The sequence below is a fragment of the Streptomyces sp. NPDC053542 genome (assembly GCF_044544685.1).
Taxonomy (GTDB): Bacteria; Actinomycetota; Actinomycetes; order Streptomycetales; family Streptomycetaceae; genus Streptomyces.
Map to the genome: position 1 here is coordinate 173,184 of NZ_JBITXL010000013.1, position 24,555 is coordinate 197,738.

24 protein-coding genes are annotated in these 24,555 nt (G+C 69.8%); 15 read left to right on the top strand and 9 right to left on the bottom strand.

Annotated features, from left to right (window positions below; all coding sequences use genetic code 11):
- Window positions 1-16 precede the first annotated feature (16 nt).
- From ACIGXO_RS31460 to tpg, 4 genes are all read left to right on the top strand, one after another.
- On the top strand, window positions 17-388 hold the full coding sequence (locus ACIGXO_RS31460) for a VOC family protein (protein WP_399793654.1): 372 nt from the start codon (window positions 17-19) through the stop codon (window positions 386-388).
- A gap of 177 nt (window positions 389-565) precedes the next feature.
- The gene (locus ACIGXO_RS31465) at window positions 566-949 is read left to right on the top strand and encodes a hypothetical protein (RefSeq protein WP_399793656.1); all 384 of its coding nucleotides are present in this window, start codon (window positions 566-568) and stop codon (window positions 947-949) included.
- A 14-nt stretch (window positions 950-963) separates the two neighbouring features.
- Window positions 964-3,105, top strand: a complete 2,142-nt coding sequence (gene tap, locus ACIGXO_RS31470) for a telomere-associated protein Tap (RefSeq protein ID WP_399793658.1) — start codon at window positions 964-966, stop codon at window positions 3,103-3,105.
- Between the two features lie 8 nt (window positions 3,106-3,113).
- Entirely contained in the window at window positions 3,114-3,671 is a 558-nt protein-coding gene (tpg, locus tag ACIGXO_RS31475; protein WP_399793660.1) for a telomere-protecting terminal protein Tpg, read from the top strand.
- A 154-nt stretch (window positions 3,672-3,825) separates the two neighbouring features.
- Here tpg and ACIGXO_RS31480 read toward each other — a convergent pair whose 3' ends face one another.
- Entirely contained in the window at window positions 3,826-4,440 is a 615-nt protein-coding gene (locus tag ACIGXO_RS31480; protein ID WP_399793662.1) for a TetR/AcrR family transcriptional regulator, read from the bottom strand.
- A 163-nt stretch (window positions 4,441-4,603) separates the two neighbouring features.
- Here ACIGXO_RS31480 and ACIGXO_RS31485 point away from each other — a divergent pair, with 163 nt between their 5' ends.
- The gene (locus ACIGXO_RS31485) at window positions 4,604-5,395 is read left to right on the top strand and encodes an SDR family NAD(P)-dependent oxidoreductase (protein ID WP_399793664.1); all 792 of its coding nucleotides are present in this window, start codon (window positions 4,604-4,606) and stop codon (window positions 5,393-5,395) included.
- A 648-nt stretch (window positions 5,396-6,043) separates the two neighbouring features.
- On the opposite strand, the gene ACIGXO_RS31490 is transcribed toward ACIGXO_RS31485, so the two are convergent.
- Complete coding sequence (locus tag ACIGXO_RS31490; protein ID WP_399793666.1) at window positions 6,044-7,072, bottom strand: LacI family DNA-binding transcriptional regulator; 1,029 nt, start codon at window positions 7,070-7,072, stop codon at window positions 6,044-6,046.
- A gap of 141 nt (window positions 7,073-7,213) precedes the next feature.
- Here ACIGXO_RS31490 and ACIGXO_RS31495 point away from each other — a divergent pair, with 141 nt between their 5' ends.
- From ACIGXO_RS31495 to ACIGXO_RS31515, 5 genes are all read left to right on the top strand, one after another.
- A complete protein-coding gene (locus ACIGXO_RS31495; protein ID WP_399793668.1) occupies window positions 7,214-8,521 on the top strand; it encodes an ABC transporter substrate-binding protein in 1,308 nt (435 codons plus the stop codon).
- 31 nt (window positions 8,522-8,552) lie between these two features.
- The gene (locus ACIGXO_RS31500) at window positions 8,553-9,440 is read left to right on the top strand and encodes a carbohydrate ABC transporter permease (RefSeq protein WP_399793670.1); all 888 of its coding nucleotides are present in this window, start codon (window positions 8,553-8,555) and stop codon (window positions 9,438-9,440) included.
- Complete coding sequence (locus ACIGXO_RS31505; RefSeq protein ID WP_399793672.1) at window positions 9,437-10,258, top strand: carbohydrate ABC transporter permease; 822 nt, start codon at window positions 9,437-9,439, stop codon at window positions 10,256-10,258. The genes ACIGXO_RS31500 and ACIGXO_RS31505 overlap by 4 nt, the downstream gene beginning before the upstream one ends.
- Window positions 10,259-10,266: 8 nt before the next feature.
- Window positions 10,267-12,660, top strand: coding sequence for a glycoside hydrolase family 3 N-terminal domain-containing protein (locus ACIGXO_RS31510; RefSeq protein ID WP_399793675.1), 2,394 nt, complete (start codon window positions 10,267-10,269; stop codon window positions 12,658-12,660).
- A gap of 115 nt (window positions 12,661-12,775) precedes the next feature.
- Window positions 12,776-13,756 (top strand): acetylxylan esterase, encoded by a 981-nt coding sequence (locus ACIGXO_RS31515; protein ID WP_399793677.1) that lies wholly within the window; start codon window positions 12,776-12,778, stop codon window positions 13,754-13,756.
- On the opposite strand, the gene ACIGXO_RS31520 is transcribed toward ACIGXO_RS31515, so the two are convergent.
- Entirely contained in the window at window positions 13,751-15,094 is a 1,344-nt protein-coding gene (locus ACIGXO_RS31520; protein ID WP_399793679.1) for an endo-1,4-beta-xylanase, read from the bottom strand. The genes ACIGXO_RS31515 and ACIGXO_RS31520 overlap by 6 nt on opposite strands.
- Before the next feature lie 496 nt (window positions 15,095-15,590).
- Between ACIGXO_RS31520 and ACIGXO_RS31525 the strand changes: the two genes are divergently transcribed.
- Complete coding sequence (locus ACIGXO_RS31525) at window positions 15,591-15,731, top strand: hypothetical protein (RefSeq protein ID WP_399793681.1); 141 nt, start codon at window positions 15,591-15,593, stop codon at window positions 15,729-15,731.
- 603 nt (window positions 15,732-16,334) lie between these two features.
- Here the strand turns inward: ACIGXO_RS31525 and ACIGXO_RS31530 are convergent.
- Entirely contained in the window at window positions 16,335-16,652 is a 318-nt protein-coding gene (locus tag ACIGXO_RS31530) for a hypothetical protein (RefSeq protein ID WP_399793683.1), read from the bottom strand.
- A gap of 585 nt (window positions 16,653-17,237) precedes the next feature.
- On the opposite strand from ACIGXO_RS31530, the gene ACIGXO_RS31535 reads away from it, so the two are divergent.
- Window positions 17,238-17,432, top strand: a complete 195-nt coding sequence (locus ACIGXO_RS31535) for a hypothetical protein (protein ID WP_399793686.1) — start codon at window positions 17,238-17,240, stop codon at window positions 17,430-17,432.
- Window positions 17,433-17,538: 106 nt separating this feature from the next.
- Window positions 17,539-17,763 carry a hypothetical protein gene (locus ACIGXO_RS31540; protein WP_399793689.1) on the top strand — a complete coding sequence of 75 codons (225 nt, stop codon included), beginning with the start codon at window positions 17,539-17,541 and terminating at the stop codon, window positions 17,761-17,763.
- A 553-nt stretch (window positions 17,764-18,316) separates the two neighbouring features.
- On the opposite strand, the gene ACIGXO_RS31545 is transcribed toward ACIGXO_RS31540, so the two are convergent.
- Entirely contained in the window at window positions 18,317-18,490 is a 174-nt protein-coding gene (locus ACIGXO_RS31545) for a hypothetical protein (protein ID WP_399793690.1), read from the bottom strand.
- Between the two features lie 138 nt (window positions 18,491-18,628).
- Window positions 18,629-19,072 (bottom strand): hypothetical protein, encoded by a 444-nt coding sequence (locus ACIGXO_RS31550; protein ID WP_399793692.1) that lies wholly within the window; start codon window positions 19,070-19,072, stop codon window positions 18,629-18,631.
- A 938-nt stretch (window positions 19,073-20,010) separates the two neighbouring features.
- On the opposite strand from ACIGXO_RS31550, the gene ACIGXO_RS31555 reads away from it, so the two are divergent.
- On the top strand, window positions 20,011-20,466 hold the full coding sequence (locus tag ACIGXO_RS31555; protein WP_399793694.1) for a DUF6192 family protein: 456 nt from the start codon (window positions 20,011-20,013) through the stop codon (window positions 20,464-20,466).
- A gap of 727 nt (window positions 20,467-21,193) precedes the next feature.
- On the top strand, window positions 21,194-21,538 hold the full coding sequence (locus tag ACIGXO_RS31560) for a MerR family transcriptional regulator (protein WP_399793696.1): 345 nt from the start codon (window positions 21,194-21,196) through the stop codon (window positions 21,536-21,538).
- Between the two features lie 715 nt (window positions 21,539-22,253).
- Here the strand turns inward: ACIGXO_RS31560 and ACIGXO_RS31565 are convergent.
- The 3 genes from ACIGXO_RS31565 to ACIGXO_RS31575 form a co-directional block, all read right to left on the bottom strand.
- On the bottom strand, window positions 22,254-22,565 hold the full coding sequence (locus ACIGXO_RS31565) for an SCO5918 family protein (RefSeq protein ID WP_399793698.1): 312 nt from the start codon (window positions 22,563-22,565) through the stop codon (window positions 22,254-22,256).
- A 45-nt stretch (window positions 22,566-22,610) separates the two neighbouring features.
- Window positions 22,611-22,928 carry a hypothetical protein gene (locus tag ACIGXO_RS31570; RefSeq protein WP_399793747.1) on the bottom strand — a complete coding sequence of 106 codons (318 nt, stop codon included), beginning with the start codon at window positions 22,926-22,928 and terminating at the stop codon, window positions 22,611-22,613.
- 106 nt (window positions 22,929-23,034) lie between these two features.
- Window positions 23,035-24,510 carry a DEAD/DEAH box helicase gene (locus tag ACIGXO_RS31575; protein WP_399793700.1) on the bottom strand — a complete coding sequence of 492 codons (1,476 nt, stop codon included), beginning with the start codon at window positions 24,508-24,510 and terminating at the stop codon, window positions 23,035-23,037.
- Between the last annotated feature and the right edge of the window lie 45 nt (window positions 24,511-24,555).

Consider the following 24,555-nt stretch of genomic DNA (forward strand, 5'->3'; position numbering starts at 1 on the left):
TCTCCTCGGAGGTGCCATGCCGCTGCAGATGAAGGCGTGCGCGATAACTCTCGACTGCCCTGATCCGCTGGCTCTGGCGGCGTTCTATCAGCAGGCCACCGGCCTCGAACTGCATCCGAAGTCGGACGCCGAGTTCGCCGGCTTGAACTGTGCGGACGGGTTCTTCATCGGCTTCCAACGGGTCGATGACTACCGGGCTCCCCGCTGGCCCGATCAGAGTGGTCCCCAGCAGTTGCACATCGACTTCGAGGTCGATGACTTGGCGGAAGCCGAGACCCGGCTGCTCGAGCTGGGAGCGAGCAAGCCGGGCCACCAGCCGGATGAGGCCAGGTTTCGCGTTCTCATCGACCCGGCCGGGCACCCTTTCTGCCTGGTCAGGAGCCGGTAGACGCTGACGTCGAGGGAATGGTGAAGCTGGGGGAGTCGGGCAGAGTCGGGCGCTCATGATGGGTGAGGGCTCGGTCGTCTTCCCAGTGGCTGTTATGGCCTGTCGGTAGACCGACCGCCCGAAGACAACGAGACAACAACATGTTGTTTCATTGTCCCCGTAGCGTAGAGTGACCGTATGGCATGCGACGCTCGGGACGAGGCCCGCGAACGGTTGTCCGCCCTGGCAGGCGATCCCACCCTCCAGGAGACCGAGGCACGCCGCCTGGAGCGGGATGCCGCCCTGCTCCATCGGCTGCTCACCGCCGCCGGTCACGGGGACGGTGACCGGCCGGTTCCCGACGTGGCTCCCGACGATCTCGGCGCGGCGCTCAGCCTGTTCGAGGACATGCGCAGTCAGCTGGACCGGTTGGAGACCCAGGTAATCATCGAGGCCCGGCGCCGCGGCCTGGACTGGCGGCAGATCGCCCGGTACCAGGGTATGAAGTCCTCCCAGGCCGCCTCGCAGCGCTATCAGCGGCTGATGACCCGGCTCGAAGAGATCCGCCAGGGCGTCCGGTAGAAAAGGGAGTACCGATGAACCATCAGCCCGAGGAACTCTTCGACGCCATCGACTCCCTGCTGGCCGCCGTCGACGAAGGCACCGTGTTGCCCGCGCCGGCGGAGCGGGTGCGGTTGCGGGAGGCGGCCGGGCTCACCCAGGCCGCCGTCGCCCAGGCGCTTGGGGCGCGTGTGCACAGTATTCAGGCGTGGGAGGCCGGCCGCGCCGAGCCCAAGGCGGAACGTCTGGAGGCATACCGCAGGCTGCTCGAGGGCCTCGCCGAGCGCTACCCAGCCCCTGCCCCTGCCCCAGCCGCGCCTCCCACCCCCCAGTCGACGGCCCCGCCTGAGCCGTCGACCGCGTCGGCTTCCGCGCCGCCTGTGGCTCCCGCGCCCCAGGCGGCCTCCGTCCCGGCGGACGCCGACGCCTACCCGCAGCACCTCGCGGCCACCGGTACGAACAGGGCCCCGGCACCGCGGCGTCCGGTAGCGAAGAAGACAGCAACAAAGAAGCCGGCCGCCGATGCACGCTTCCCCCACGGGCCACTCGCCGTCCTGGACGGTGACGGCACTGCCTACTGCGCTGACGGCTTGATGCTGGAGTGCCCGGCGAAGACCGTGCCGGCCCTGGTCGAGTGGACCCTCAAGGAGTCGGGTCTCGGGGCACCGCGACTGCACCGGCACGGCAAGGACGCCGACCCGCTGATCGCACTGACCGCGTCGGCCGCCGTCCGCCTCGGCCTGCCCGAGCGCCTGGAGGGCCCCGAAGCCCGCCGCTCCCTGCGCCTGCCCGACGACCATCCGGTCCTCAAACAGATCACCCGCGCGAAGTGGAAGCTGACCCAGCGCGGTTTCGGCCCGTGGCCGCGGATCTACCGCCCGGCCAAGGCCGGTCAGCGGCAGTGTGTCCAGCTGGCGATCCTGCCCTGGGACGCCCTGGACACACGTGCCTGGCCCGGCGCCGCCGACCTCCCACCGGCCGAACTCGCCCGCGTCCTGGGGACTTACGCCACCCGGGTGCTGACCCCGCGTGGCTCCACCGCTGTATCCGGCCTGGAGTTGATGACCGCCCTGCGGCCGCCGACCCGCCCGGTCAAGGACGCCACGACCGGCGCTTGGGTGTCGGGTCCGAATCCCGGCGCGCTGACCGCCCCGGTCGACCCGGCCCCGCCGGAGGCCACCCCCGAGCACCCTGTCGCCCAGGGCTGGGACGGCGGTTTCCTGGACGAAGAGGCGTACCAGTGGGTGCGCGAGGTGGCACTGCTCTCCGACGAGGAGTGCCTGCTGCCCCACGCGATCGGTCTCGACATCAACACCGCCTTCCTCGCAGCCGCCGCGCGCCTGAGCGTCGGCCTGGGGGAGCCGGAGTACGTGCGGCGCCCGGTGTTCGACAAGAAGATCCCCGGCTCCTGGCTGGTGGACCTCTCCCATATCGAGCTGGACCCGCGCCTCCCCTCGCCTTTCACGCCGTCGGGTCGGCGTCCGGAGGGCCCGGCCTGGTACGCCACCCCCACCGTCGCGTACGCGGCCGAGCTCGGCTACGACATCACCCCCATCGAGGCGTACCTGCGCCGGGAGACCGGCCCGTACCTGGACCCCTGGCACGACCGCCTCAAGACCGCCTACGTCGACACCCTCGCCGACCTCGGCGTCACAAGCGACCTCGACGAGCGCGCTTTCCTCGCCGCGATGGAACACCACAAGCAGACCGACCCCGGCCTGGCGGCCGTCCTGGCGGCGATCAAGTCCACCGTCAAGGGCGGCATCGGCAAGCTGCGCGAGCGCCCGCAGGGCCGCCACTACCGTGACGGGGAGCGCTGGCCGGCCCTGGAACGCCCCACCTGGCGCCCGGACATCCGGGCGGCGGTGATTTCCAAGGCGCGGGTGAACATGCACCGCAAGATGCGCAAGACCGCCGAGGCGGTCGGCCTGTACCCCCTGGCTGTCCTCTCCGACTGCGTGGTCTACCCCAGCCCCGGCCCGTCCCCGCTGGATTTCCTGCCGCGCGACGCCGACGGCAAGCCCTACCCCGGCTCCTTCCGCCTGGGCCCCACCCCGGGCCTGGCGAAGGTCGAGGGCGTGCAGACCATGGCCTGGGCGGTGGATGTGATGGAGCAGCACTACAACCCGGCCCGCCACATCAAGGGCGGCGACGCCGTCCTGGACGAAGGAGAGTGAGGTAGGCCGTGGGGGACATCGAGGACGCCCTGGACCGCGCCGAACGCGAGGCATTCACCCGCCAGCCACCCAAGACCCCGCTCGCCCAGATCCGCCTCCTGGTCCGCGCGGAGAAGGGCTCCACGCGCGCGGTAGCCGCTCGCCTGGGCGTCTCCCAACGCACCATCGAGCGCTACCTCGCCGGGCAGCGCAAGACCCCGCAAAAGCGCCTCGCCGACGCACTGCGTCGCGAAGTGCCCAAGGTATGGCAGCCGCGCGTACGCCAGCGCCGCCGCAAGCAGGCCGCCACCACCGCGGGCATCACCATCGAAACCCGCGCCCGCTTCGGCTACACCGCGCCCATCGGCACGACCGACGACGGCCGGGTCCGCCGCCTGACCGTCCACCTCCCACCCGCCTACGCCGCCCGCCTCTTCGACGCCCAGCAACAGGGCGCCGGCGACCAGCAGTTGCGCGGCATCGTCGCCGAAGGGCTCCAGGAAATCTATTTCAAGGACGGCGGCCGCCGCGCCGATGACCTGGAAGTGGAATTCACCGACATCGACTACATCGACGTTTCCTTCTGACCCAGCCGGGGCGCGTGTTCCGCCCCGATGACTGTGGCCCAGTGTCCCAGAGGGGTACTGAGCAGGGTGGTATCTGGCCGCAGGAGCCAGTTGCGGCCCGATCCCACCTCTCCACCGTCCTGGTGACCGCGCCGGGCCCGCTTTCCGAGGTTCTTTACTTCCCGGGCGTCGGCGTGGGCTGCGGCCAGCAGCGCATCGCGTGGTCGATGACGATGTTCAGCGCGGCGAGCGAGGCTCCGTCGCGGGCCTGGAAGGAGAGCCCGTTGAGGACGGTGGTGTAGAAGGCGGCCAGTCCCGCGGCGTCGGTGCCGGTGGGGAGGTCGCCGTCCGCGATGCCGCGCTCGATACGGCTCTGGACGGCCTGGCGAGTCCTGGCGCGCAGACCGGCGAGCAAGTCGGCGACGTCAGCGTTGTCCGGAGTGGCGAGGGGCGCGGCCAGGACGACGAGGCAGCCGCGCGGGGTGGCGGGATCGGCGTATGCGGCGGCGTTGTCGCGGAGCACGGCGTCGACCGCCCGGCGGGCGGTGGGCTGTTCGTCCAGGGCGCGTTGGGTGTAGGAGCCCTCGGTGGCCGCGTACAGGGCGAGGGCCTCGCGGAAGAGTTCCTCCTTGGAGCCGTACGCGGCGTACAGGCTGGGGGATTTGATGCCCATGGCGGTGGTCAGCGCGGTCATCGAGGCGCCTTGGTAGCCGTGTTCCCAAAAGACGCGCAGCGCCTGTTCAAGGGCCTGGTCGCGGTCGAAGCCGCGGGGGCGCCCTCTGCTCGCCATCGCTTCCCTCCCGCTGCCGCCGGGCTGCCGGGGCGGGCCGGCAACAATTTCTGTAACGCTCGGCAAATATAACGCTTGACCACCGGGGGTGCGGCACGCATGATTTCTGTGCCGGTCGACACAGAAATGGGATCGGCGCCGACGACACTTCTAGGGGTCCCGTATGTCTACGTCCAGCAGCCCGCGCTTCGACGGCAGTCCGCGCTTCGACGGCAAGGTCGTCCTGGTCACCGGGGCGGGCTCCGGCATCGGCCGGGCCAGCGCACTTGCCTTCGCCGCACGCGGCGCCACCGTCGTGGCCGCCGGCCGCAACACCGACGCGCTCGCCGAGACCGTGCGGCTCGTCGAGAAGGACGGTGGGACGGCGGACGCGGTCCGCGCGGATGTGACCGACTCCGCCTCGGTCCAGGGGCTGGTGTCGACCGTCGTCGCCCGGCACGGCGGCCTGCACGTCGCCCACAACAACGCCGGTGTCCTCACCGCACTCGGCCCGGTCGCCGAGGTCGATGAGGCGGAGTGGGACACGCAACTGGCCGTGAACGTCACCGGCGTACTGCTCTGCATGAAGCACGAGATCCGGCACATGCGCGCGCACGGCGGCGGCGCCATCGTCAATACGGCCTCGAACATCGGCGCCCACCTGCGTTACCGGGGCATGGGCGCCTACGCGGCCTCCAAGGCCGCCGTCTCCGCGCTGACCCGGGCCGCCGCCCGGGACCACATCGAGGACGGCGTACGCATCAACGCCGTCAGCCCGGGCGCCTCCCGGACGTCCATGTCGATGCGGCCCGGCGAGACCGAGGCCGACCGCGATCAGCGCCTGGGGGCCACCATCCCGCTCGGCCGCCCCGCCGATCTTGACGAGATCACCGCCACCGTCCTGTGGCTGGCCTCCGACGCGGCGAGCTTCGTCGTCGGCCATGACCTGGTCGCCGACGGCGGCGCCAGCGCCTGACGCCGAACCCGCTGGACAGGGCCGGCTGTGATTCCTGCCCGGTGTGCGCGCATGACCGTGCGCCGGGTGGTGCGGGTTTCAGTGTGCCCCAGCCACTCGTGGCCCGACGCACGGACAACAGAGTTGCGCCTCGATACGGTAGCCAGTCCGCTCTCCAGCAGCGCCGACTCGAGCTCGGGAGCGACCTCGCCTCGATGGAGGCCGGCCAGCGGCCGTCCCTCCGGCGACGGCACCGGGCGGGTGCCGGGGGCCAGGGGCTCCGTGTTCACCCTGCGAGAGCGCACGGCCCGGTGAGGCAGGTAGTCCTCGTGCTCGATCCGGTAGCGACGCTGTAGTTCCTCGCCGTCGTCGGCGACCACCTTCAGCAGCTCCCGCGCGACCGACGCGGCAGCCTCGCCAGGATCGACGTTCACGGTCTCTCCGGGCACGGAGGGAGCAACGCGCTTACTGCACCGTGGGATGGCCGGCTCCTTGGGCGGTGGGCTGCGGCGGCCCGGACCTGCCGTCCGATGTCCTCCGGTGTGTCCTGGCTGCCGTACCGGCACTGGCCTGGCCGGTCCCGTACTGCTGCTCTGGCGGGCGCCGCCAACGGGCACGCCATAGTCAGGCGGGCATCGGGCACGGGCACCGCCCACGGGCACGCCGTAGTCAGTCGCGGGGCGGGGCCGTGCTCTGTCTGACGACGAGGCTGGTGGCCAGTTCGAGTCTGGTGGTGACCGGTGCCTGCGCCCGTATGCGCAGCAGCATCTGGGTCGCCTCCTCGGCCATCCGCCGCAGTGGCTGGTGCACGGTGGTCAGCGCAGGGCTGGACCAGCGGGCGACCGGCACGTCGTCGTAGCCGACCACGGACAGGTCGTGCGGGACGCGCAGGCCACTGACGCGTGCGGCTTCCAGCGCGCCGAGGGCCTGCAGGTCGCTGCCCGAGAAGATGGCGGTCGGTGGCCGGGGGAGCGATAGCAGTTTCTTGGTCCCCTCGTAACCGCCTTCGACGTGGAAGTCGCCGTACAGGACGAGATCGGGGTCGATCTCCAGGCCCGCCATGCTCATTGCCGAGCGGTAACCGTCCAGGCGTGCCAGCGAGCAGAGCATGTCCTCGGGGCCGGTGATGATGCCGATGCGGCGGTGCCCGGAGTCGATGAGATGGCGCGTGGCCGCGAGCCCGCCGCTCCAGTTGGCCGAGCCCACCGACGGGACGTCGGGGTCGGGATCGCCGGCGGGGTCGATGATGACGAAGGGGATGGCGCGCGAGCGCAGTTGCTGCTTGACCTCCGCCGGCAGGGCGGAGAAGACCAGGACCACGCCGAGCGGCCGGCGTTGCAGCACCCCTTCGATCCAGTCGGGACCGGGAGCCTGCCGGGTTCCGCTCTCGGTGAGGACGACGCTGGCCCGGTGGGCCTTGGCCACGTTCTCCACTCCGCGGATCAGCTCCATCGCCCAGATGCTGTCCAGCTCGTGGAAGACCAGCTCGATGAGTGGTGCCTCCTGAGCCGAGCGGGTCGTGCGCCGGTAGGCGTGTGCCTCCAGCAGGCGTTCCACCTTGAGCCTGGTCGGTGCGGCGACGTCCTGCCGCCCGTTGAGGACTTTCGAAACTGTCGAGAGGGAAACCCCGGCCTGCTTCGCCACCTGGGCCAGGGTGACACGGCTCGACTCCTCGTCATCGCGCATGGTGAGGAGCATAGAGCACCGCCAACTGCGGGCGCAGCGTCACAAGTTGATAACTCGCCGACCGAGGGTTGACCCGCCCAAGCGGGGAGTCCTAGCGTCCCGACGCGTGAAGTTTCGGAAATAGCTTCGAAAAAGTTTCGAAAGGTGGGGGCGATGAGACGACGCGCACGGTTCCTGCGGAACGCCGCTGTCGGCGGTGCCGTACTGAGCCTGACGCTCACCCTGTCGGCGTGCGGCGGGGGCGCCGCATCGGCGGGCAGGGACGACGGAAAGATCCACGTCCTGGTCTACGGCGACAGCGCGAACAAGGTGGAGAAGCGGATCATCGCCACCTTCAACAGGACATCGAAGGTGAAGGCCGTCCTGGACACCATCCCGGGCGCCGACTACCAGGCCAAGCTGCAGACCGTCATCAACAGCAAGCAGGCCCCCGACGTCTTCTTCAACTGGGGCGGCGGCAGCATCAAACCGTTCGTCGATGCCGGACTCCTCATGCCGCTGGATCAGTTCATCACGAAGGATCCCGACCTCAAGGACAAGTTCCTGCCCTCAGTGTTCCGGAGCGCGGAGGTGAACGGGAAGCCGTACGGCGTCCCCATGCGCGGCACCCAGCCCGTGCTGCTGTTCCACAACAAGAAGGTGCTGAAGGAGGCCGGTGTCGAGCCGCCGAAGACCTGGGACGACCTGCTGGCGGCGGTCGGGAAGCTGAAGGCAAAGGGCGTCACGCCGATCGCCCTGGGCGGCGGCGACAAGTGGCCCACGCTCATGTGGTTCGAGTACCTCTACGACCGGGTGGCCGGCCCCGGCCTGTTCCAGAAGGCGCTGGGCGGGGACAAGGATGCCTGGGCGAGCGCCGACAGCAAGAAGGCCCTCGGCATGCTCAAGGACCTGGTGGACGCCGGAGCCTTCGGCACGAACTACGACTCGGTGAAATTCACCGACCAGGGCTCGCCCACCCTCCTGGCCACGGGGAAGGCCGGATTCGAGCTGATGGGCTCGTGGGAGTACTCCACCCAGCAGGACAGCCACCCCGACTTCGCCGCACACGACCTCGGTTACGGCACCTTCCCGTCGGTCGACGGCGGCAAGGGCGACCCGGACAACCTCGTCGGAAATACCAACAACTTCTACTCGGTGCTGAAGAAGACCAAGCACCCGGAGGCGGTCGCGGAGTTCCTGAAGCTCCAGTACTCGGACGAGTTCGTCAAGGCCCAGCTCGGCATCGGCAACCTGCCCACCACCACGACCACCGACAAGTTCCTCGACACCGCCGCCGACCCGGACTTCGCCCGCTACCAGTACGACAAGGTCGAGAAGGCACCCGCCTTCCAGCTCTCCTGGGACCAGGCGTACCCGCAGACGGCGACGGTCGGCATGCACCAGGCCGTTCAGCAGTTCCTCAACGGTGGGCTCGACGAGGACGGGTTCATCAAGGCCATGCAGGCCCTGCCCACGTCCTGACCGCGCCGACCACCCGACTTGGACCCCTCTCATGACCCCCACCGCCACCGGCGTCAGCCGGCCGGGCTTCGCCTGGGCGGCACCCGCCGCCGTCTTCTTCGGCCTCTTCGCGCTCCTCCCGCTCGTCCTGGTCGCCGTGCTCTCCTTCGCCCACTGGGACGGGCTGAGCGCTCCGCGGTTCACCGGGCTCGACAACTGGAGCAAGCTGTTCGACGACCCCGTCATGCTCAAGAGCCTCGGGCTGAGTGTCCTGCTCACCGGCCTCGGCGTCGCCGTCCAGACGCCGCTGAGCATCCTGCTCGGCGTCTGGGCGGCGGGCCCCCAGCGCAACCGGGCCGTCCTCTCCGCCATCTACTTCGTTCCGCTGCTGCTGTCGGCGGCGGCCGTGTCCGTGCTGTGGCGCGCCGTCCTGGACCCCAACTTCGGGGTACCCGCACACGCCGAGTGGCTTTTCGGCGACGGCAACCTCTTCGGTGCGCAGAGCAGCGCCATCGGCGTCCTCGTCTTCGTGAGCGCCTGGCAGTTCACACCGCTGCACACGCTCATCTACCAAGGAGCGGCCCGCGCGGTACCCCGAGTCCTCTACCAGGCGGCCCAGATCGACGGCGCGGGCAGGGTCCGGCAGTTCTTCCACATCACCCTGCCGCAGCTGCGCAACAGCATCATCACGTCCACGATCCTGATGGTGGTGGGCGGCCTGACGACCTTCGACACTGTCCTCATCCTCACGCAGGGCGGCCCCGGCACGGACACCACCATCAGCGCCTACTACATGTACCAGAAGGCGTTCAAGAACTTCGACTACGGGACGGCCTCGGCGATCGGCGTGCTGCTCGTCCTGGTCGCCACGGTCATCTCGCTGATCGTGGTGCGTCTCTCGGGCTACGACAGGATGCGCAGCACGATGGAGGGCCTGTGAGCAAGCGCCGCCCCAACCACCTCGCCGGCTTCGGCTCGCTGATCTGGCTCTTCCTGGTCGCACTGCCGCTGTACGCGATGCTCGTCGCCACGTTCCAGTCGCGGGCCGACTACGGGGCGAACGGGCCGCTGGCCCTGCCGAAGACCTTCACGCTCGACAACTACATCAAGGACTTCCAGAGCGGCTTCGGGCACTACTTCCTCAACACCGCCCTCGTCACCGTGTGCGTCGTGGGCATCGTCGTGCTCCTCGTGCCGCCGCTGTCGTACGCCATCGTGCGCAGCCGCAGCAGGGTGACGCACACGGTCTTCCGGCTGTTCCTGCTCGGCCTCGCCATCCCCTCCCAGGCCGTCATCGTGCCCATGTTCTACGTCATGAGCGAGGCCGGGCTCTACGACAACCTCATCGGCGTCATCCTGCCGACCGCCGCCTTCGCCATGCCGGTGTGCGCCCTGATCCTCAGCGGCGTGATGCGTGACATCACACCGGAGCTGTACGAGGCGATGACGATGGACGGCGCGTCCTCCCGGCGCGTCTTCTTCCAACTGGTCCTGCCGCTCTCCCGCAGCGGCCTCTCCACGATCATCGTCTTCTCCGCCCTGCAGGCATGGAACGGATTCCTCTTCCCGCTGGTGCTCACACAGTCCGCCGACACCAAGGTCATCACCATGGGCCTCTACGACTTCCAGACCGAGCACGGGGTCGACATCCCCGGTCTGCTCGCCGCGGTCGTCCTGTCCATGCTCCCCATCCTGCTCGTTTATCTGTTCGCCCGCCGCGCCCTGGTCCAGGGCCTGATGGGCGTCGGAGGAAAGTGACCGGCCACATGCCCGCACAGACCGAACGAACCGAAGAGACCCGGGTCCCGTTGTGGCAGGACGCGGCCCGCGATCCGGCGGAGCGGGCCGACGCGCTGCTCGCCGAGATGACACTGGAGGAGAAGACGGCCCAGCTCTTCGGGGTCTGGGTCGGCGCCTCCGCCGAGGGAGCCGAAGTCGCCCCGCACCAGCACGACATGGAAGAGCCGGTACTCCTTGAAGACCTGCTTCCCTACGGTCTTGGCCAGCTGACCCGGCCCTTCGGCACCACCCCCGTCGACCCCGCACTCGGCGCGCTGTCGCTGCTGCGCACCCAGCGCCGCATCGCCGCAGCGAACCGCTTCGGCATCCCCGCACTCGCGCACGAGGAATGCCTCGCGGGCTTCGCCGCCTGGGGCGCGACCGCCTACCCGGTACCCCTCTCCTGGGGCGCCACCTTCAATCCCGTACTCATCGAGGAGATGGCGCAGGCGATCGGCCGTGACCTGCGAGCGGTCGGCGTCCACCAGGGCCTCGCCCCCGTCCTGGACGTCGTGCGCGACGCCCGTTGGGGGCGGGTCGAGGAAACCATCGGAGAGGATCCCTACCTCGTCGGCACCATTGGCACCGCCTACGTACGCGGCCTGGAGTCCGCCGGCGTCGTCGCCACCCTCAAGCACTTCGCCGGATACTCCGCCTCCCGCGCGGGACGCAACCTGGCGCCCGTCGGCATGGGCTCCAGAGAACGCGCCGACGTCATCCTGCCGCCGTTCGAGATGGCCGTACGGGAGAGCGGTGTCCGCTCGGTGATGCACGCCTACACCGACACCGACGGCATTCCCTCCGCGGCCGATGAACGGCTGCTCACCGGCCTGCTCCGGGACACCTGGGGCTTCGAGGGAACGGTCGTCGCCGACTACTTCGGCATCGCCTTCCTCCAGACTCTGCACGGGGTTGCCGGCAGTCTCGGCGAAGCCGCCGCCGCGGCACTCACCGCGGGCGTCGACGTCGAACTGCCCACCGTGAAGGCGTTCGGAGCGCCACTGCGCGAAGCGCTCGCCCGGGGACTGGTGCCCGAGGCGGCCGTGGACCGCGCCGTGCGCCGCGTCCTGATCCAGAAAGCCCAGCTGGGACTGCTGGACGCCGGCTGGGACCCGACACCGGCGGCCCTCGCCGGAACGGATGCGGACACGGACGCGGCGGACCTGCGCGGCACGGTCGACCTCGACACGGCGGACAACCGCGCCCTGGCCCGCCGCGTCGCGGAGCAGGCCGTCGTCCTGCTCCGCAACGACGGCACACTGCCCCTCGGACCCGGCCGGGCCCCGGCGCGCATCGCGCTGATCGGTCCCAACGCCGACACGCCGACGGCGGTCCTCGGCTGCTACTCCTTCCCCGTGCACGTGGGCAGCCAGCACCCGGAGGTGCCCGCCGGCATCGAACTGCCCACCCTGCGCGAAGTACTGGCCGCCGAGTTCCCGGACAGCGAGATCGTCACCGCGTCCGGTACCACCGTCGACGGCAGCGGCACCGACGGCTTCGCCGCGGCCGCCGAGCTGGCCCGCGGCGCCGACCTGGTGATCGCCGCACTCGGCGACCGGGCCGGTCTCTTCGGCCGCGGCAGCAGCGGCGAGGGCTGCGACGCCGGCTCCCTGGCCCTGCCCGGAGTACAGCAGCAGCTGCTCGACACGCTGCTGGACACCGGCACCCCGCTCGTCGTCACCCTGCTCGCCGGCCGGCCGTACGCCCTGGGCCGTGCGGCGACCGAGGCCGCCGTCGTCGTCCAGACGTTCTTCCCCGGCGAGGAGGGGACGACGGCCCTCGCCTCCGTCCTCAGCGGACGCGTTGCCCCGACGGGCCGGCTCCCCGTCAGCGTGCCCCGGCTCCCGGGTGCGCAGCCCTCCACCTACCTCGCACCCCGCCTCGGCCACTCCACCGAGGTCTCCAGCATCGACCCCACCCCCGCCTTCGGCTTCGGCCACGGACTGACGTACACCACCTTCGACTGGTCCGGACTCGTCATCGCGCACGAAGAGGCCGATACCGAGGGCGAGTTCGAGGCGGCCTGCACCGTGCGCAACACCGGGAAGCGGCCGGGCACCGAGGTCGTCCAGCTGTACCTGCACGATCCCGTCGCCTCCGTCGTCCAGCCCCTCCAGCGCCTCATCGGGTACGTACGCCTCGACCTCGCGCCGGGCGAGGCGGCGGAGGTACGCGCCACCGTCCCCGCCGACCTGGCGTCCTTCACCGGCCGCGACGGACACCGCATCGTCGAACCGGGCGACCTGGAACTGCGGTTCGGCGCCTCCAGCACGGACGCCCGCCTGACGGCCCGGGTCCGGCTCACCGGCCCGGTGCGCACGGTGGACCACCGGCGCCGGCTGCACCCGGACTTGCGCGTGACGCCACGTCAGGCACGGTGAGGACCCACCCAACGCAACGTCAGGCACGGCGAGGACCTACCCACGCAACGTCAGGTGCCCGGCTGCCGGACCGACCGGCGGCCGGGCACATGCCCATGCCACCGAGGAGACGACCGTGCACCACGACCTTCCCGAGCCGGAACTCCGGACCTACCGCAGCCGCCAGCGCAACCCCACCGACTTCGAAACGTTCTGGCAGGACACCCTGAGCGAGGCCGGAACACGTCCCGCCGAGGCGGCACTGAACCCGGTCGACACGGGCCTGACCGCCATCGACACCTACGACGTCACCTTCCCCGGTCACGGCGGCGAGCCCGTCAAGGCGTGGCTGCGCCTGCCGCACGGGGCGAGCGGGCCGCTGCCCACCGTCGTCGAGTACGTCGGGTACGGCGGCGGGCGCGGCCACGCCCTGGAGAACCTGCTGTGGGCCGGCGCCGGGTTCGCCCACTTCCACATGGACACCCGCGGCCAGGGCTCCGGCTGGTCCCGCGGCGACACCCCGGACAGCTGCGCCGCGGGTCCGCAGGTGCCCGGGATGATGACGCGCGGTATCGAGGACCCGCACACCTATTACTACCGGCGCCTGTTCACCGACGCGGTCCGTGCCGTGGACGCCGCGCGGGGCCTGCGCGCGGTCGATCCCGGACGCGTCGCCGTGCTCGGGCGGAGCCAGGGCGGGGGAGTGGCACTGGCTGTCGCGGCCCTCGTCCCCGACCTCGCCGCGGTCGTCGCCCATGTGCCGTTCCTGTGCGACTTCCCGCGCGCCGTCACCGTCACCGATGCCGCCCCGTTCCGCGAGATAGCCGACTACCTGGCCGTCCATCGCGACCGCGAGGACCAGGTGCACCGGACGCTTGCCTATTTCGACGGGGTCAACTTCGCCCGCCGGGCCCGCGTGCCGGCCCGCTTCTCGGTGGCCTTGATGGACGACATCGTGCCGCCCTCGACGGTGTTCGCCGCCTACCACGAGTACGGCGGCCCCAAGGAGATCGACGTCTGGCGGTACAACGGCCACGAAGGCGGTGCTGCCGATGACGACGAGGCGGCGCTGCGGTTCCTGCGCGCACGCCTGCGGGTGGTGCGGCGCGCGTCATGAAGCGGTGCACGCGCCGACAGTGGGCGGCGCGGTGTTGCCGTTGGTCATGACGGTGAACCCGAAGCTGGTCGACGCACCGGCCGCGAGACTGCCGTTGCCCTTCGGCGCCATCGTCATGACGTTGCCGGTGCTGTCCCAGCTCGGCGTGCCGTTCCAGGTGGCGGAGACCTTCTGCCCGGAGGCGACCGTCACCGGCACGCTCCAGCCGCTGATCCCGGACGGGCCGGCCGTCACGGTCACCTTGCCGTTGTAGCGGTCACCCCACTCCTCCTGCTTCGCGTAGGAGACGGTGCAGGTACGGGTGCCCCCGCCGCCGCTCGTGCCGCCGAGCGCGGACAGCACGGCGTAGTACGCCGGCTTCTTGCCGTAGTTGTCGTCGAAGAGCAGCGGTGTACCACTGCTGCGCCAGGAGTACTTGTCCGTGATGCCCCACGTGGTGATGCCGGTGCAGCGGGACACCGCCAGGCATGCCTTCACCACATTGCCGTAGCTGGTGGCCTGTGCGGAGCCGGAGCCCTCGATGTCCAGCTCGGTGATCTGCACGTCGACCCCGAGGTCGGCGAAGCGCTGTAGGTTCTGCCGGTAGTCCGCCGGCACGGGGGAATCGCTGTTGAAGTGGCTCTGGAACCCGACGCAGTCGAGGGGGACGCCGCGCTGCTTGAAGTCCTTGACCATGGCGTAGACGGCATTGGACTTCGCGTTCACGCCGTCGGTGTTGTAGTCGTTGTAGCAGAGCTTGGCGTTGGGATCGGCGGCCCGTGCGGTACGGAACGCCTCCTCGATGTAGCCGTTGCCCAGCTTGTCCTGGAAGGGAGAACTGCGCCGCGCCCCGCTGCTGCCGTCCTGGAACGCCTCGTTGACGACGTCCCAGGAGTGGATCGTGCCCTTGTAGTGCTGCATGACCTCGGTGATGTGGTTGTTCATGGCGCTACGCAGGTCAGTGGCGGACAGGCCGCCCACCCAGCCGGGCAGCTGGGAGTGCCAGACCAGGGCGTGGCCGCGGACCTTCATGCCCTTGCCCTGGGCGTGCGAGACGATCCTGTCCGCGGCGTCGAAGGTGAAGGTGCCGCGAGAGCTCTCGACGGCGTCCCACTTCATCTCGTTCTCCGGTGTCACGGACGTGAACTCGGCGTCCAGCGTGCTGACATACGGTGATTCCCCGAGGTGGTTCGCGGCCACCGCCGTGCCGAAGTAGCGGCCCTGGGCGGCAGCCGCCGTACCGAGGGTGCTCGCGGCCTGCGCCGAGCCGGAGAGTGCGACGACGCCCGTCGCGGCGAGCATCCCCGTCGTACTGAGCGCCAGGACCCGGCGGGCGATGCCGGAGGCTCTGCTGTTCATGACTGACCTCTTTCTACAGTGAGGGGTCGAGAACTTTCGGTGAGGAGCGGGGGCCTGCCTCCTGCCGGATGGCATGCACCTGCCAATGCAGCCAGTACAGAAACCGAACGTGAGCATGGTGGGGCATGCCCAGTGGCTGCCAGTGCGGAGCTTCAAGCAGGGGGCCAGGAGCCTGCACAGATCCTGGGGCACAATATGCCTTCGAAACAATCCCGATGAACAGTCGAAAGTTTTCGAATCCGTTCTCCCCGGGGCCGGTGCCGACCAAGGAGGAGCGCACCCACAAGCGCTTGTTCGAAGCCCTCGGCATGGCCCGCCGCTCCGGCCGCATCCCTCGGGGACCCTGCGGGATGACACCGAGTCCGTCGCCGCACCGATCGCCGACCACGGCCCGGAGGAGTTCCGCACCGCCCAGCGGCAGGCGGCCGAAGCCTTCCGGCTGGACCGGCAGGCCGGACAGCCGGCCTGTCCTGACGCGTGGCCGGAGACGGCCGGGATGGTGCCGCAGCCGGCCGCGGCCGCCGACCCCTACGGCATACCGGTCTACTCACACTCCGGCTTCAACAGCGTCACCGGCAACGCGCCGCCGCCCAGCGCGCAGCCGCCGCCGACCACCGCACCGTGCACATCTTCGTGATCTCCGACTGGGACCCCAGCGGAGTCCACCTCTTCTCCGCCCTCGCCCAGTACGTCACCGCCTGCGCCGCCCTCGACGCCCCCAGCACTCACACCCTCTTCGAGCGCCCGGCTGTCACCGAACGGCAGATGCCGACCACCAGCTGCCCACCGCCCCACCGAAGACCACCGACCGCCGCTTTTTCGCCGGCACCGCCACCCCCCCCAGGGCGATGCACTCCCGCCCGATGTCTTGGCTGCCGCCCTATGCACCGCGATCGAAACCCACCGCGACATGGCTCTCCTTGCCACCCAGCAGTTCGACTTCGGGGGAGGTGAGCCAGAAGCGCCACAGAACGGCAGAAGCCGTGGCACCCAGCCCCACAAAACCGGTACCTGAGTTGAGGACCTCCACCGCGGTCTGAGAATGACGTGTTCGGCGGTCACTCACACGAGTACCGAACGAGACGAACGCACTGTGCGGGCAGCTGTGGAAGAGCATGCATGGGGGGTGCGGAGGTTGCCGCCCGCAGCAGCGACGTCAAGGCGCCTGGGAACAGACGACGGCCGGCGCATCGGACCCGCTGGCCTCATCGAAGACCGGCAGCACAGCCGGCGGGGTTTCTCAGCCGATCCTGAGCAGGGTGGTCGTGTAGATGCCGGGGAGGCCGTCACCGCTGCCGCTCAGACAATCACGGATGCCGCCGGCGGCTCCGGTGTTGGCCTGCGTGAACGTACTGCCGTTGAACAGGCCGCCGGTGACGGTCCCGGTCAGGAGGACGACGAAGGTCGTACCCTCCACGAGGCTGGACTGCACGTTGGCGCGGACGGTTGAGGTCTGGCCGGTATTCCAGGTGATGGTGAAGGCGACTGTCGTGGGGGCGAGCAGCGCCTGGCAGGAGAGCTGGCCGGTGACCGTAGCGGTGCGGGTGCCCGAGGTCACGTTGGGCTGGCTGGACAGGAGGCAGGGACCATAGGAGGTGTTGGTCTGGACGGTCGTGGTCCGGGGCTTGCTTTTCAGTGGTGGGCTGTAGCGGACGACGGTGCTGCCGGAACAAGTGATCCCACCGGCCCTGGTGCCGGCGCTGGGAAACTCATTCCCCTGACCTGGGGAGAAAACCTCGTGTCTGTCCGTGCGTCCACATCCGTGACCACCCGTCACCTCCCTCCGTGTCCTGGCCCTGCTGGCGGCCACGTCCGCCGCGTGCCTGTCGGCACCTGCCGCGGAGGCCGCCGCACCAGGAGCAGCTGCTGCCGCAGGTGTGTCGTGCCAGGCCGGCGGACAGGCATCCTTCTCCCCGGGACTGCTCCCGCTCCCCGTCCCGCGCGACACCAACGTGCAGTACGCCGGGCAGGACCGCACCTGCACCGGGATGAGCCCGGGCGGCAGTGAAATCGCCACGGCCAAGTTCAACGGCTCCTTCAACGCCCCCATGTCCTGCGTGGTGGGCGGCGACGTCCCCACCCCCGCACCGGCACCATCGAGTGGAAGACCAAGAAAGGCAAGACCCTGCGCAGCACCCTGTCGGTGACTATCTCCGGCCAGATGTTCAACAGCGCCACCATCGACGGCACCGTCACCGACGGCGCCTACACGGGCGCCCATCTGCACGGCCAGTTCCGCGTCGACCTGGTCAAGGAAGGCATCAACTGCGGCGCGCAGTCGTTCTTCGGCGGCTTGAAGTCCGCGCCGTTCGACGGCTCGTTCACCATCAACGGCTGATGCCGCTGGCGGCGTCGGCCGCCTGATTCGCTCCGTGTGGCGGGCCGCCAATGGGCCGGCTCGCCACGCGGCATTCATGCGTACACGCCACCTCAAGGGAGGGCTCATGTCGGACGACGACTACACCGGGGAAGACGGCGGCGGTTTCGATGGCGGCGACGGTGATGGCGGTGGTGGGTTCGACGGGGACAGCGGAGGAGATGCTGGGAACGGGTTCGACGGTGGTGATGCGGACGGTGACGCCGGTGACGGTTCCGACGCGGACGGCGACGGCTCCGACGGCGATGGCTCCGACGGTAGGGGCTGGACAACGCGGGCTGGGCTGCTCTAGCCGCAACCAACAAGGCACTCGGCAGGGAGAAGGGGAAAAGTGACTATTTTTCGAGGTGCCTCCCCTCTGGGTGCAGCCATGAACAGGCAGAGAAAATCCAGAGTCACCTGGTCAGCATGGGCCTAGTTGGCTCTTCGATTAATCAGATCACGGCCTGCCACGGCCCAAGGGAGCTGTCCGATCTGATTCGCCGAGAAAACACGACGACCGCCGAAAGAAGGAAGTGGTTGCTTAATCAGTGGGGGGAGTCGAACGTGAGAATGTGAAACCCAACGTGAAACACACCGGCGGAAGCGGGGTCGAGGATCCGGGGGACGGCAATGCATCCTCGGACACGACTAAATACAACAAGTACATGTTCAACAGGAACAAGGACAACAGGGGGTGACGCGCTGCCGGGGACCGCGGTAGCCGCTCCCCGCCCGCGCTGTCGCCGCTACCCGAAGACAGCGAGGCGTACAGGCACGACCGCGGGGCTGCCGGGAAGCGGGTTGCCGGCGGGCTTTCCTGATCCGGCTCTTCCCGGCGAGAGCTCGGGCCGGGTCTGCGGAGCTCACCTGGGGCCGTTGCTGGGGCTGCCGAGGGCGCCCCAGCAACGGCTTACCGCGATGTTGGCGTCGCGGGCGAGGAGCCAGGCGACGACCGCCTGCCGGTCGCACACGGGATGCACCTCGGTGCCGCCGGCGACCAGGGGAAGGTCGGGGTGCCGGCGACGCCAGTTCACCACCGCCGCCCGCCCCGCCCCCGCGATCCGGCCGACTCCACCAGCAGGACGCGGCCCTGGCGGGGTCGAGGGCAGCGAGCGGCTGCCCGGACGGGCGGCCGCTCCGGCCGCGGCCGGAGCTGACCGGTTCAACCCATGCGGCTACGAGACCATCGACACCGTGAACCTTTCGCCGACGCGCTTGCGGGTCTTGGCGTGGTGGGCGGCGTCGAAGCGTTCGGGCCGCAGGGCCCCTCCGGATGCGCGGCCGAGGGGGGCGTCCGGGCTGTCGGCCAGGGCGGGGAGGTCGATGACGCACCAGGCGTCGCGTTCGGTGGCGAGGAAGCGTCCGGCGAGGTCGTCTTCGTGCCAGCGGGTCTGGATCAGGCATAGGGCGCCGGTCGGTTCGAGGCGGGTCTGGATGACGGAGGTCCACCAGTCCCAGGCTCGCTGGCGCATGGTGGGGGAGTCGGCATCCGCCATGTCCTTGACGGGGTCGTCGACGATGGCGATGTGTGCGCCACCTCTGGTCAGGCCGCCGACGAGGCCGGCCGCGAGGAGTCCACCTTCGCCGCCGACGATGTCGAAGCGGTTGGCAGGCCGCAATGTCGGGCCCTCACCAGCTGCGCTGCAGGCCGGCGCTGCACACGGGCAGTACAGGCGTACAGCCGAGGGAGTACCGCTTGGTTCGAATGATGATCCGGCCAGCCGTGGCCGGGCCGGATCACCAAAGTCGATGCCTCCGCCGATTCCGCCCGTACCGCCTCCACCCGCCCGGCCGGCCAGCGCCGCGACAGCAGCGGATCGGTCAACGCCAGGTAATCGTCCGGGAGCAGCGGGGTGGTCAGCTGCCCGGCTGCCCCCAGCACCAGGCGCACGAGGCGGTCGGGGAACACTGCGCGAGGTAAGAGATGGGCCATGCTCCAGGCGTCCTCTCCTCATCTACGAGAGCCCCGATCACTGACCGGTGCGCGCGGTAGGTGACCAGAGCCGCCCACTTTTACGGGCCCGCGGACGGGAGGCAAAACGGCAGGACGGTAATCCGCCGCGGCATGCTGCAGCCGGGCCGCATGCCTGACGCCATCCTTCTTGGGTGGTCCCGGTAGACCGGCCGGCCCGCGGGTGGCGGCTGCAGGCGAGCGTTTTGACCGGAACCACTGCACGCCGACGCCTTACGCATGCCGCCGTCTGGGCAGCCCTCTCGGCGACGGGAGTACCACGGCTTTCCTCAGCAGGCCCTGGCCGCTCTCACACCGGCGGCAGCGACTCAAAGGCCCTGCGAGAACTGCTGGATCACGCGCTGCGGCTGCTGCTCTTCCTGACGCGGGAGGCGCGCTCACGAGCCAGACGCCGCAGCCCGAAATGGAAAGCTGAACGCTCCTCACTCGTGCGGCTGTTGGATACCCGCAAGCTGTAACCGGACTACCAAGCCGATCGCCGGCCAGCTCCGAGAGGTCAGCCTCCTGATTCGGAGTACGGACACATGACCACCCTCTCCGTCTCGCCTCACTCACCGAGGTACGGACCGGGGAGGTGCGGTGGACGTGCGATGCGGCCAAGCGGCAGATGGGCTGGCAGGTGGACACCCGCAGACCGTGCAGGAAAAAATCGAGGCGATCCACGACCTGGCGGTGGATGATCAGGTCGCCGCGCAGGTGGCGACCGACCTCCTGCGCCGCCCCGGGGTCGCCTTCCACGCCGCCCACGACGACCGAGCCCGCGAACTGTTCCACCGAGCCCACCTCCAGGCAGAGGCGTGGCCGGATGACGCAAGCGACGACGTCCCCTGCAATCCCCTGACGAACTCCCCTGTCGCCCCGGCGCTCCGGTCCACGAACAAGGTGCTGCTGTTCCTGGGCTGGAAGAAGGCCCGCCACCAGCTCCTGACTGCCACGCACGACCTGGTGCCGGCCCTGCGCGATGAGCAGCTGGCCGAGGACGTCCAGGAGGTGACCGCGCAGGACGTGGCCCCGGCTCCGCGCCGCCTGCGACTGGGTTGAGCACACCACGGTCACAGACGAGATCGACATGGACGAAGAACTCGCCCGCCTGCTGCACGACAACCATGGGAGCGGAGCGAGCGAGGACGGGGACGGCGAGAACGGGGACGATGAGGGCGGCGCCGGCACGGCCGCGTAAGCCTCACCGGCTCGTTGCGGGGAGTCGCCGAGTGCGGTGGCGGATCGCGTGGCCGAAGAGGGAGGCTGCGTTCCGGACGCGGCTGGGGCAGATTGGTCTGTCCTGCTGATGGAGTAAATCTGTGATGGTGACAGTAGACATGGGCGGGTGGCGGAGGTAGCGTTTTCGTCGTACTCAGCAAGTCGAAGAGGGCGCGGCAGAGATGACCTGCCGCGCACCGGAACGGCAGCGGAGTGGCGGGGCCGGAAGTGGTGGGTTCCGTGGCTGGCTGCCGGGCCGAGCGGCTCACCAGGGGCCGCATGCACGACCCGCAAGAACGAGCAGTGCAACTTGTCACCGAATGAGGTAAGGAGCAGACACCATCAGGATCGCCCGGGCGAGGAAGCGTCCGCCCGGGTACCGCAGGCCCCGGAACGGAAGGTGGTCCCCGGTCAAGAATCCGCGATCCCCGCAGCTCCGCCCTCCCAGGCGGACAAGCGGAAAACGAACGCCGGCATGAAGCAGGCCGGCAGATGGTGTTGAACGCTCGGGGCCCGGGTGCCGTACGGCACCCGGGCCCCTCGGACGTATCCCCGGAAGAAGAGGTCTATGCCCCCTCGCAGCACCCACCCCGTCGACAAGCTCGACGACGATGATTACCCCGCCTACACCATGGGCCGGGCCGCCGAAATGCTCGGCACCACCCCCGCCTTCCTCCGCACACTCGGCGAGCACCGCCTGATCACCCCGCTGCGCTCCGAAGGCGGCCACCGCCGCTACTCCCGCTACCAGCTGCGCATTGCCGCCCGCGCCCGGGAGCTCGTCGACGCCGGCACCCAGATCGAAGCCGCCTGCCGCATCATCATCCTCGAAGACCAGCTCGAAGAAGCCCAGCGCATCAACGAGGAACTGCGTACCCGCACGGCCGTTCCGCAGCCGGAGGCCCCGGCCTGAATGCAGAACCCCTCCGGTCGGAGGATCTTCTCGTGCAGTGGCTCCGCGGGGCAACGAACCGCCAGCCGGCTGACCCACCTGACGTCTCACTGCACCAGCGCAACTGACCGTCGCTGCGCCTCGCCGTTCCGGCCTGCGCTTCGGCGAAGGTGCCGTAGTTGGTGGAGTGGTTGGACAGGGTGAAGTCCATATCGCCGAGGGTGAATCGGCTGGTGTAGTAGTGCTCGGCGGTAGCTCGGGGAGTGAGTCTCTGGTGAAGATGCGGCAGGCTTCTTCCTGCCGGGGGCTGCGGGGCTGCGGGGTTGGTGCTTCATACGCGGAGTGTTCTCGTACAGGAACCTGATCTCGGCGGGGAGGAGGTTTCTTCGGTGCGGAGTGTGGCGTGCAGGCTTGAGAAGGTCTGCTCGATCGCCGTATACGCGGTGATGGGGCCCCGGCTTCCCCCTCGGGTATGCGACTGTCCGGGCTCGGGAGGGGCACCACGCGCCACCGGCCGGCATCCCAGGGGTGACCGGTGAAGCGATGAATGACGGGCCGGCGCCAGGCCCACTTGTCGAACACGACCACGCCGTGTCCGACAGCGGCCGGGATGTGGGCGAACAGGACGGCTGGTGACGCTGACCGGGGTGGGCAAGACACGCCTGGTCGAGCGCGCTGGGGCCGAGGAGGGGGGTGGCTTCCCCGACGGGTGTGGCTGCTTGCGCCTGTCCGTGGGTCAGCCGGACAGGGGGGTGCCGAGCATCGCGGAAGCGCGCTGGAGGGGACTGAGGGTGTGCGTGGGGGCCGCCGGCTGGGGGAGGCCGACGCAGGTGAAGCCGAGTCGGGTCATAGCCCGGACGACTTCGCCGGCGCTGAAGTCACGGCGGTCCTGCCCGGTGATCACCCCACCCACCTGCTTGGCGGGGTAGGTGCGCCGCCCGATGATCACGGACTCGCCGGTGACCGGCTCGGGCACGGCGCCCTCCATCGATTGCAGCACGTCACTCTTGGTGAGGTCGAAGGGGAAGCGGGCGATGACACAGCGCATGATGCCTCACAGAGGAGAAGGGGCGGTCCGACCGGGCGGGATGGTTCAGCGGGAGCAGGCCAGGACGCCCGGAGCGCTGCCGTGCTCGGCGGTCACGGGAGATGCCGTAAGCCGACGACCGGGCGTCGCATGCACGTCGGTCATCGTGGTGAAAGGAGGGGCGCCGAGGATGTCGCGCAGGCGGACGCGGTCCGTGTACGCGCAGCCGTCGCGGACGGCGGTGAGCTGGGCCTGGATGACCAGGCCGGTGCATTGGCCGTCCGCGTCGCAGACGAGCAGATGCCCCGTATGGGCGGCGGCCATGACGGACAGGGCCACCTCGACGGTCATGTCGTCACAGACCTGCGGTCCGACCTCGTTCATGGCCTCGACCACCATAGGGGTGGGTGCCGTCGGGCGGTGCTGCACCTGAACCGGTATCAAAAGGTGTCTCCTACAGCGATGGGTCGGCTTCCCGAGCATGAAGGTTCTAGGCCGCCGCGCTGGTGGCGGAAAACGTCGCGGGCTTGCGCCGGGGCGCCGAAGCAGGCCGGCGTCGGCCGCGGGAGGCAGCTTTGCGCTTGGGGCGTTCGGCCACCGGTGCGGTGATGACGACCGGGACGCCGGAGGGGGCCTGGGCGCCGGTGATGCGGCTCAGCGCCTCTTCGCCGGAGTGGACCTGGGTGGTCTGCGGGGTGATGCCCGCGGCCGCCATGAGGCGGGTCATGCCGCGGCGCTGGTTCGGGGTGACCAGTGTGACCACGCTGCCGGACTCGCCGGCGCGGGCGGTGCGCCCGCCGCGGTGCAGGTAATCCTTGTGGTCGGTCGGCGGGTCGACGTTCACGACGAGGTCGAGGTTGTCGACGTGGATGCCGCGCGCCGCGACGTTCGTGGCGACGAGCACGGTCACGTGGCCGGTCTTGAACTGCGCCAGCGTGCGCGTGCGCTGGGACTGCGACTTTCCGCCGTGCAGAGCGGCGGCGCGTACACCGCTGTCCAGCAGGTGCCCGGTGAGGCGGTCGACGGCGTGCTTGGTGTCCAGGAACATGATCACCCGGCCGTCGCGTGCGGCGATCTCCGTGGTGGCCGTGTGCTTGTCAGCACCGTGGACGTGCAGGACGTGGTGCTCCATGGTCGTGACGGCACCGGCGGACGGGTCGACGGAGTGGACCACGGGGTCGGCCAGGTAACGGCGGACCAGCAGGTCGACGTTGCAGTCCAGGGTCGCGGAGAACAGCATCCGCTGGCCCTCGGGGCGGACCTGGTCGAGCAGCGCGGTGACCTGCGGCATGAAGCCCATGTCGGCCATCTGGTCGGCCTCGTCCAGCACCGTGATGCCCACCTGATCCAGCCGGCAGTCACCGCGCTCGATGAGATCCTTCAGCCGCCCTGGAGTCGCGACGACGACCTCCGCGCCGCCGCGAAGGGCACCGGCCTGCCTGCCGATCGACATCCCACCGACGACCGTGGCCATCCGCAGCTTCAGCGCACGGGCGTACGGAGCCAGCGCGTCCGTCACCTGCTGCGCCAGCTCACGCGTCGGCACGAGGACCAGGCCCAGCGGCTGGCGGGGCTCGGCGCGCCGGCCGGCCGTGCGGGCCAGCAGCGCCAGCCCGAAGGCGAGAGTTTTACCCGAACCCGTACGCCCACGACCCAGTACGTCACGGCCGGCAAGGGAGTTCGGCAGTGTCGCACCCTGGATCGGGAACGGCGTGGTCACGCCCTCCGAGCCGAGCGCGGCCAGCAGCTGCTCGGGCATGTCGAGATCGGCGAAGTGCTCCGCGGCCGGCAGCGCCGGCGTGATCGTCCTGGGGAGAGCGAACTCACCCTGGGGAGCGACAGGCCGACTGCGGGGACCACCGGAACGGCGCGGAGCTGATGAGTCGAATCGGCTCCTGCCCCTACCGGATTCGGCACTGCCGTTACGGGTGCGCGCGAATCGGTCGTTCATACGTGTGCGGTTCATGCGGAACCTTCCTCGATACGACACATATCAAGGAATTCCCGCAGA

Bases quoted from the DNA above. Each gene is read 5' to 3' on its own strand.
- ACIGXO_RS31560 (WP_399793696.1), top strand. From the start codon at position 21,194: ATGCCCCCTCGCAGCACCCACCCCGTCGACAAGCTCGACGACGATGAT.
- ACIGXO_RS31465 (WP_399793656.1), top strand. From the start codon at position 566: ATGGCATGCGACGCTCGGGACGAGGCCCGCGAACGGTTGTCCGCCCTG.
- ACIGXO_RS31510 (WP_399793675.1), top strand. From the start codon at position 10,267: ATGCCCGCACAGACCGAACGAACCGAAGAGACCCGGGTCCCGTTGTGG.
- ACIGXO_RS31570 (WP_399793747.1), bottom strand. From the start codon at position 22,928: ATGAACGAGGTCGGACCGCAGGTCTGTGACGACATGACCGTCGAGGTG.
- ACIGXO_RS31480 (WP_399793662.1), bottom strand. From the start codon at position 4,440: ATGGCGAGCAGAGGGCGCCCCCGCGGCTTCGACCGCGACCAGGCCCTT.
- tap (WP_399793658.1), top strand. From the start codon at position 964: ATGAACCATCAGCCCGAGGAACTCTTCGACGCCATCGACTCCCTGCTG.
- ACIGXO_RS31565 (WP_399793698.1), bottom strand. From the start codon at position 22,565: ATGCGCTGTGTCATCGCCCGCTTCCCCTTCGACCTCACCAAGAGTGAC.
- ACIGXO_RS31525 (WP_399793681.1), top strand. From the start codon at position 15,591: ATGGTGCCGCAGCCGGCCGCGGCCGCCGACCCCTACGGCATACCGGTC.
- ACIGXO_RS31495 (WP_399793668.1), top strand. From the start codon at position 7,214: ATGAGACGACGCGCACGGTTCCTGCGGAACGCCGCTGTCGGCGGTGCC.
- ACIGXO_RS31500 (WP_399793670.1), top strand. From the start codon at position 8,553: ATGACCCCCACCGCCACCGGCGTCAGCCGGCCGGGCTTCGCCTGGGCG.
- ACIGXO_RS31490 (WP_399793666.1), bottom strand. From the start codon at position 7,072: ATGCTCCTCACCATGCGCGATGACGAGGAGTCGAGCCGTGTCACCCTG.
- ACIGXO_RS31520 (WP_399793679.1), bottom strand. From the start codon at position 15,094: ATGAACAGCAGAGCCTCCGGCATCGCCCGCCGGGTCCTGGCGCTCAGT.
- ACIGXO_RS31575 (WP_399793700.1), bottom strand. From the start codon at position 24,510: ATGAACCGCACACGTATGAACGACCGATTCGCGCGCACCCGTAACGGC.
- ACIGXO_RS31540 (WP_399793689.1), top strand. From the start codon at position 17,539: ATGTCGGACGACGACTACACCGGGGAAGACGGCGGCGGTTTCGATGGC.
- ACIGXO_RS31460 (WP_399793654.1), top strand. From the start codon at position 17: ATGCCGCTGCAGATGAAGGCGTGCGCGATAACTCTCGACTGCCCTGAT.
- ACIGXO_RS31485 (WP_399793664.1), top strand. From the start codon at position 4,604: ATGTCTACGTCCAGCAGCCCGCGCTTCGACGGCAGTCCGCGCTTCGAC.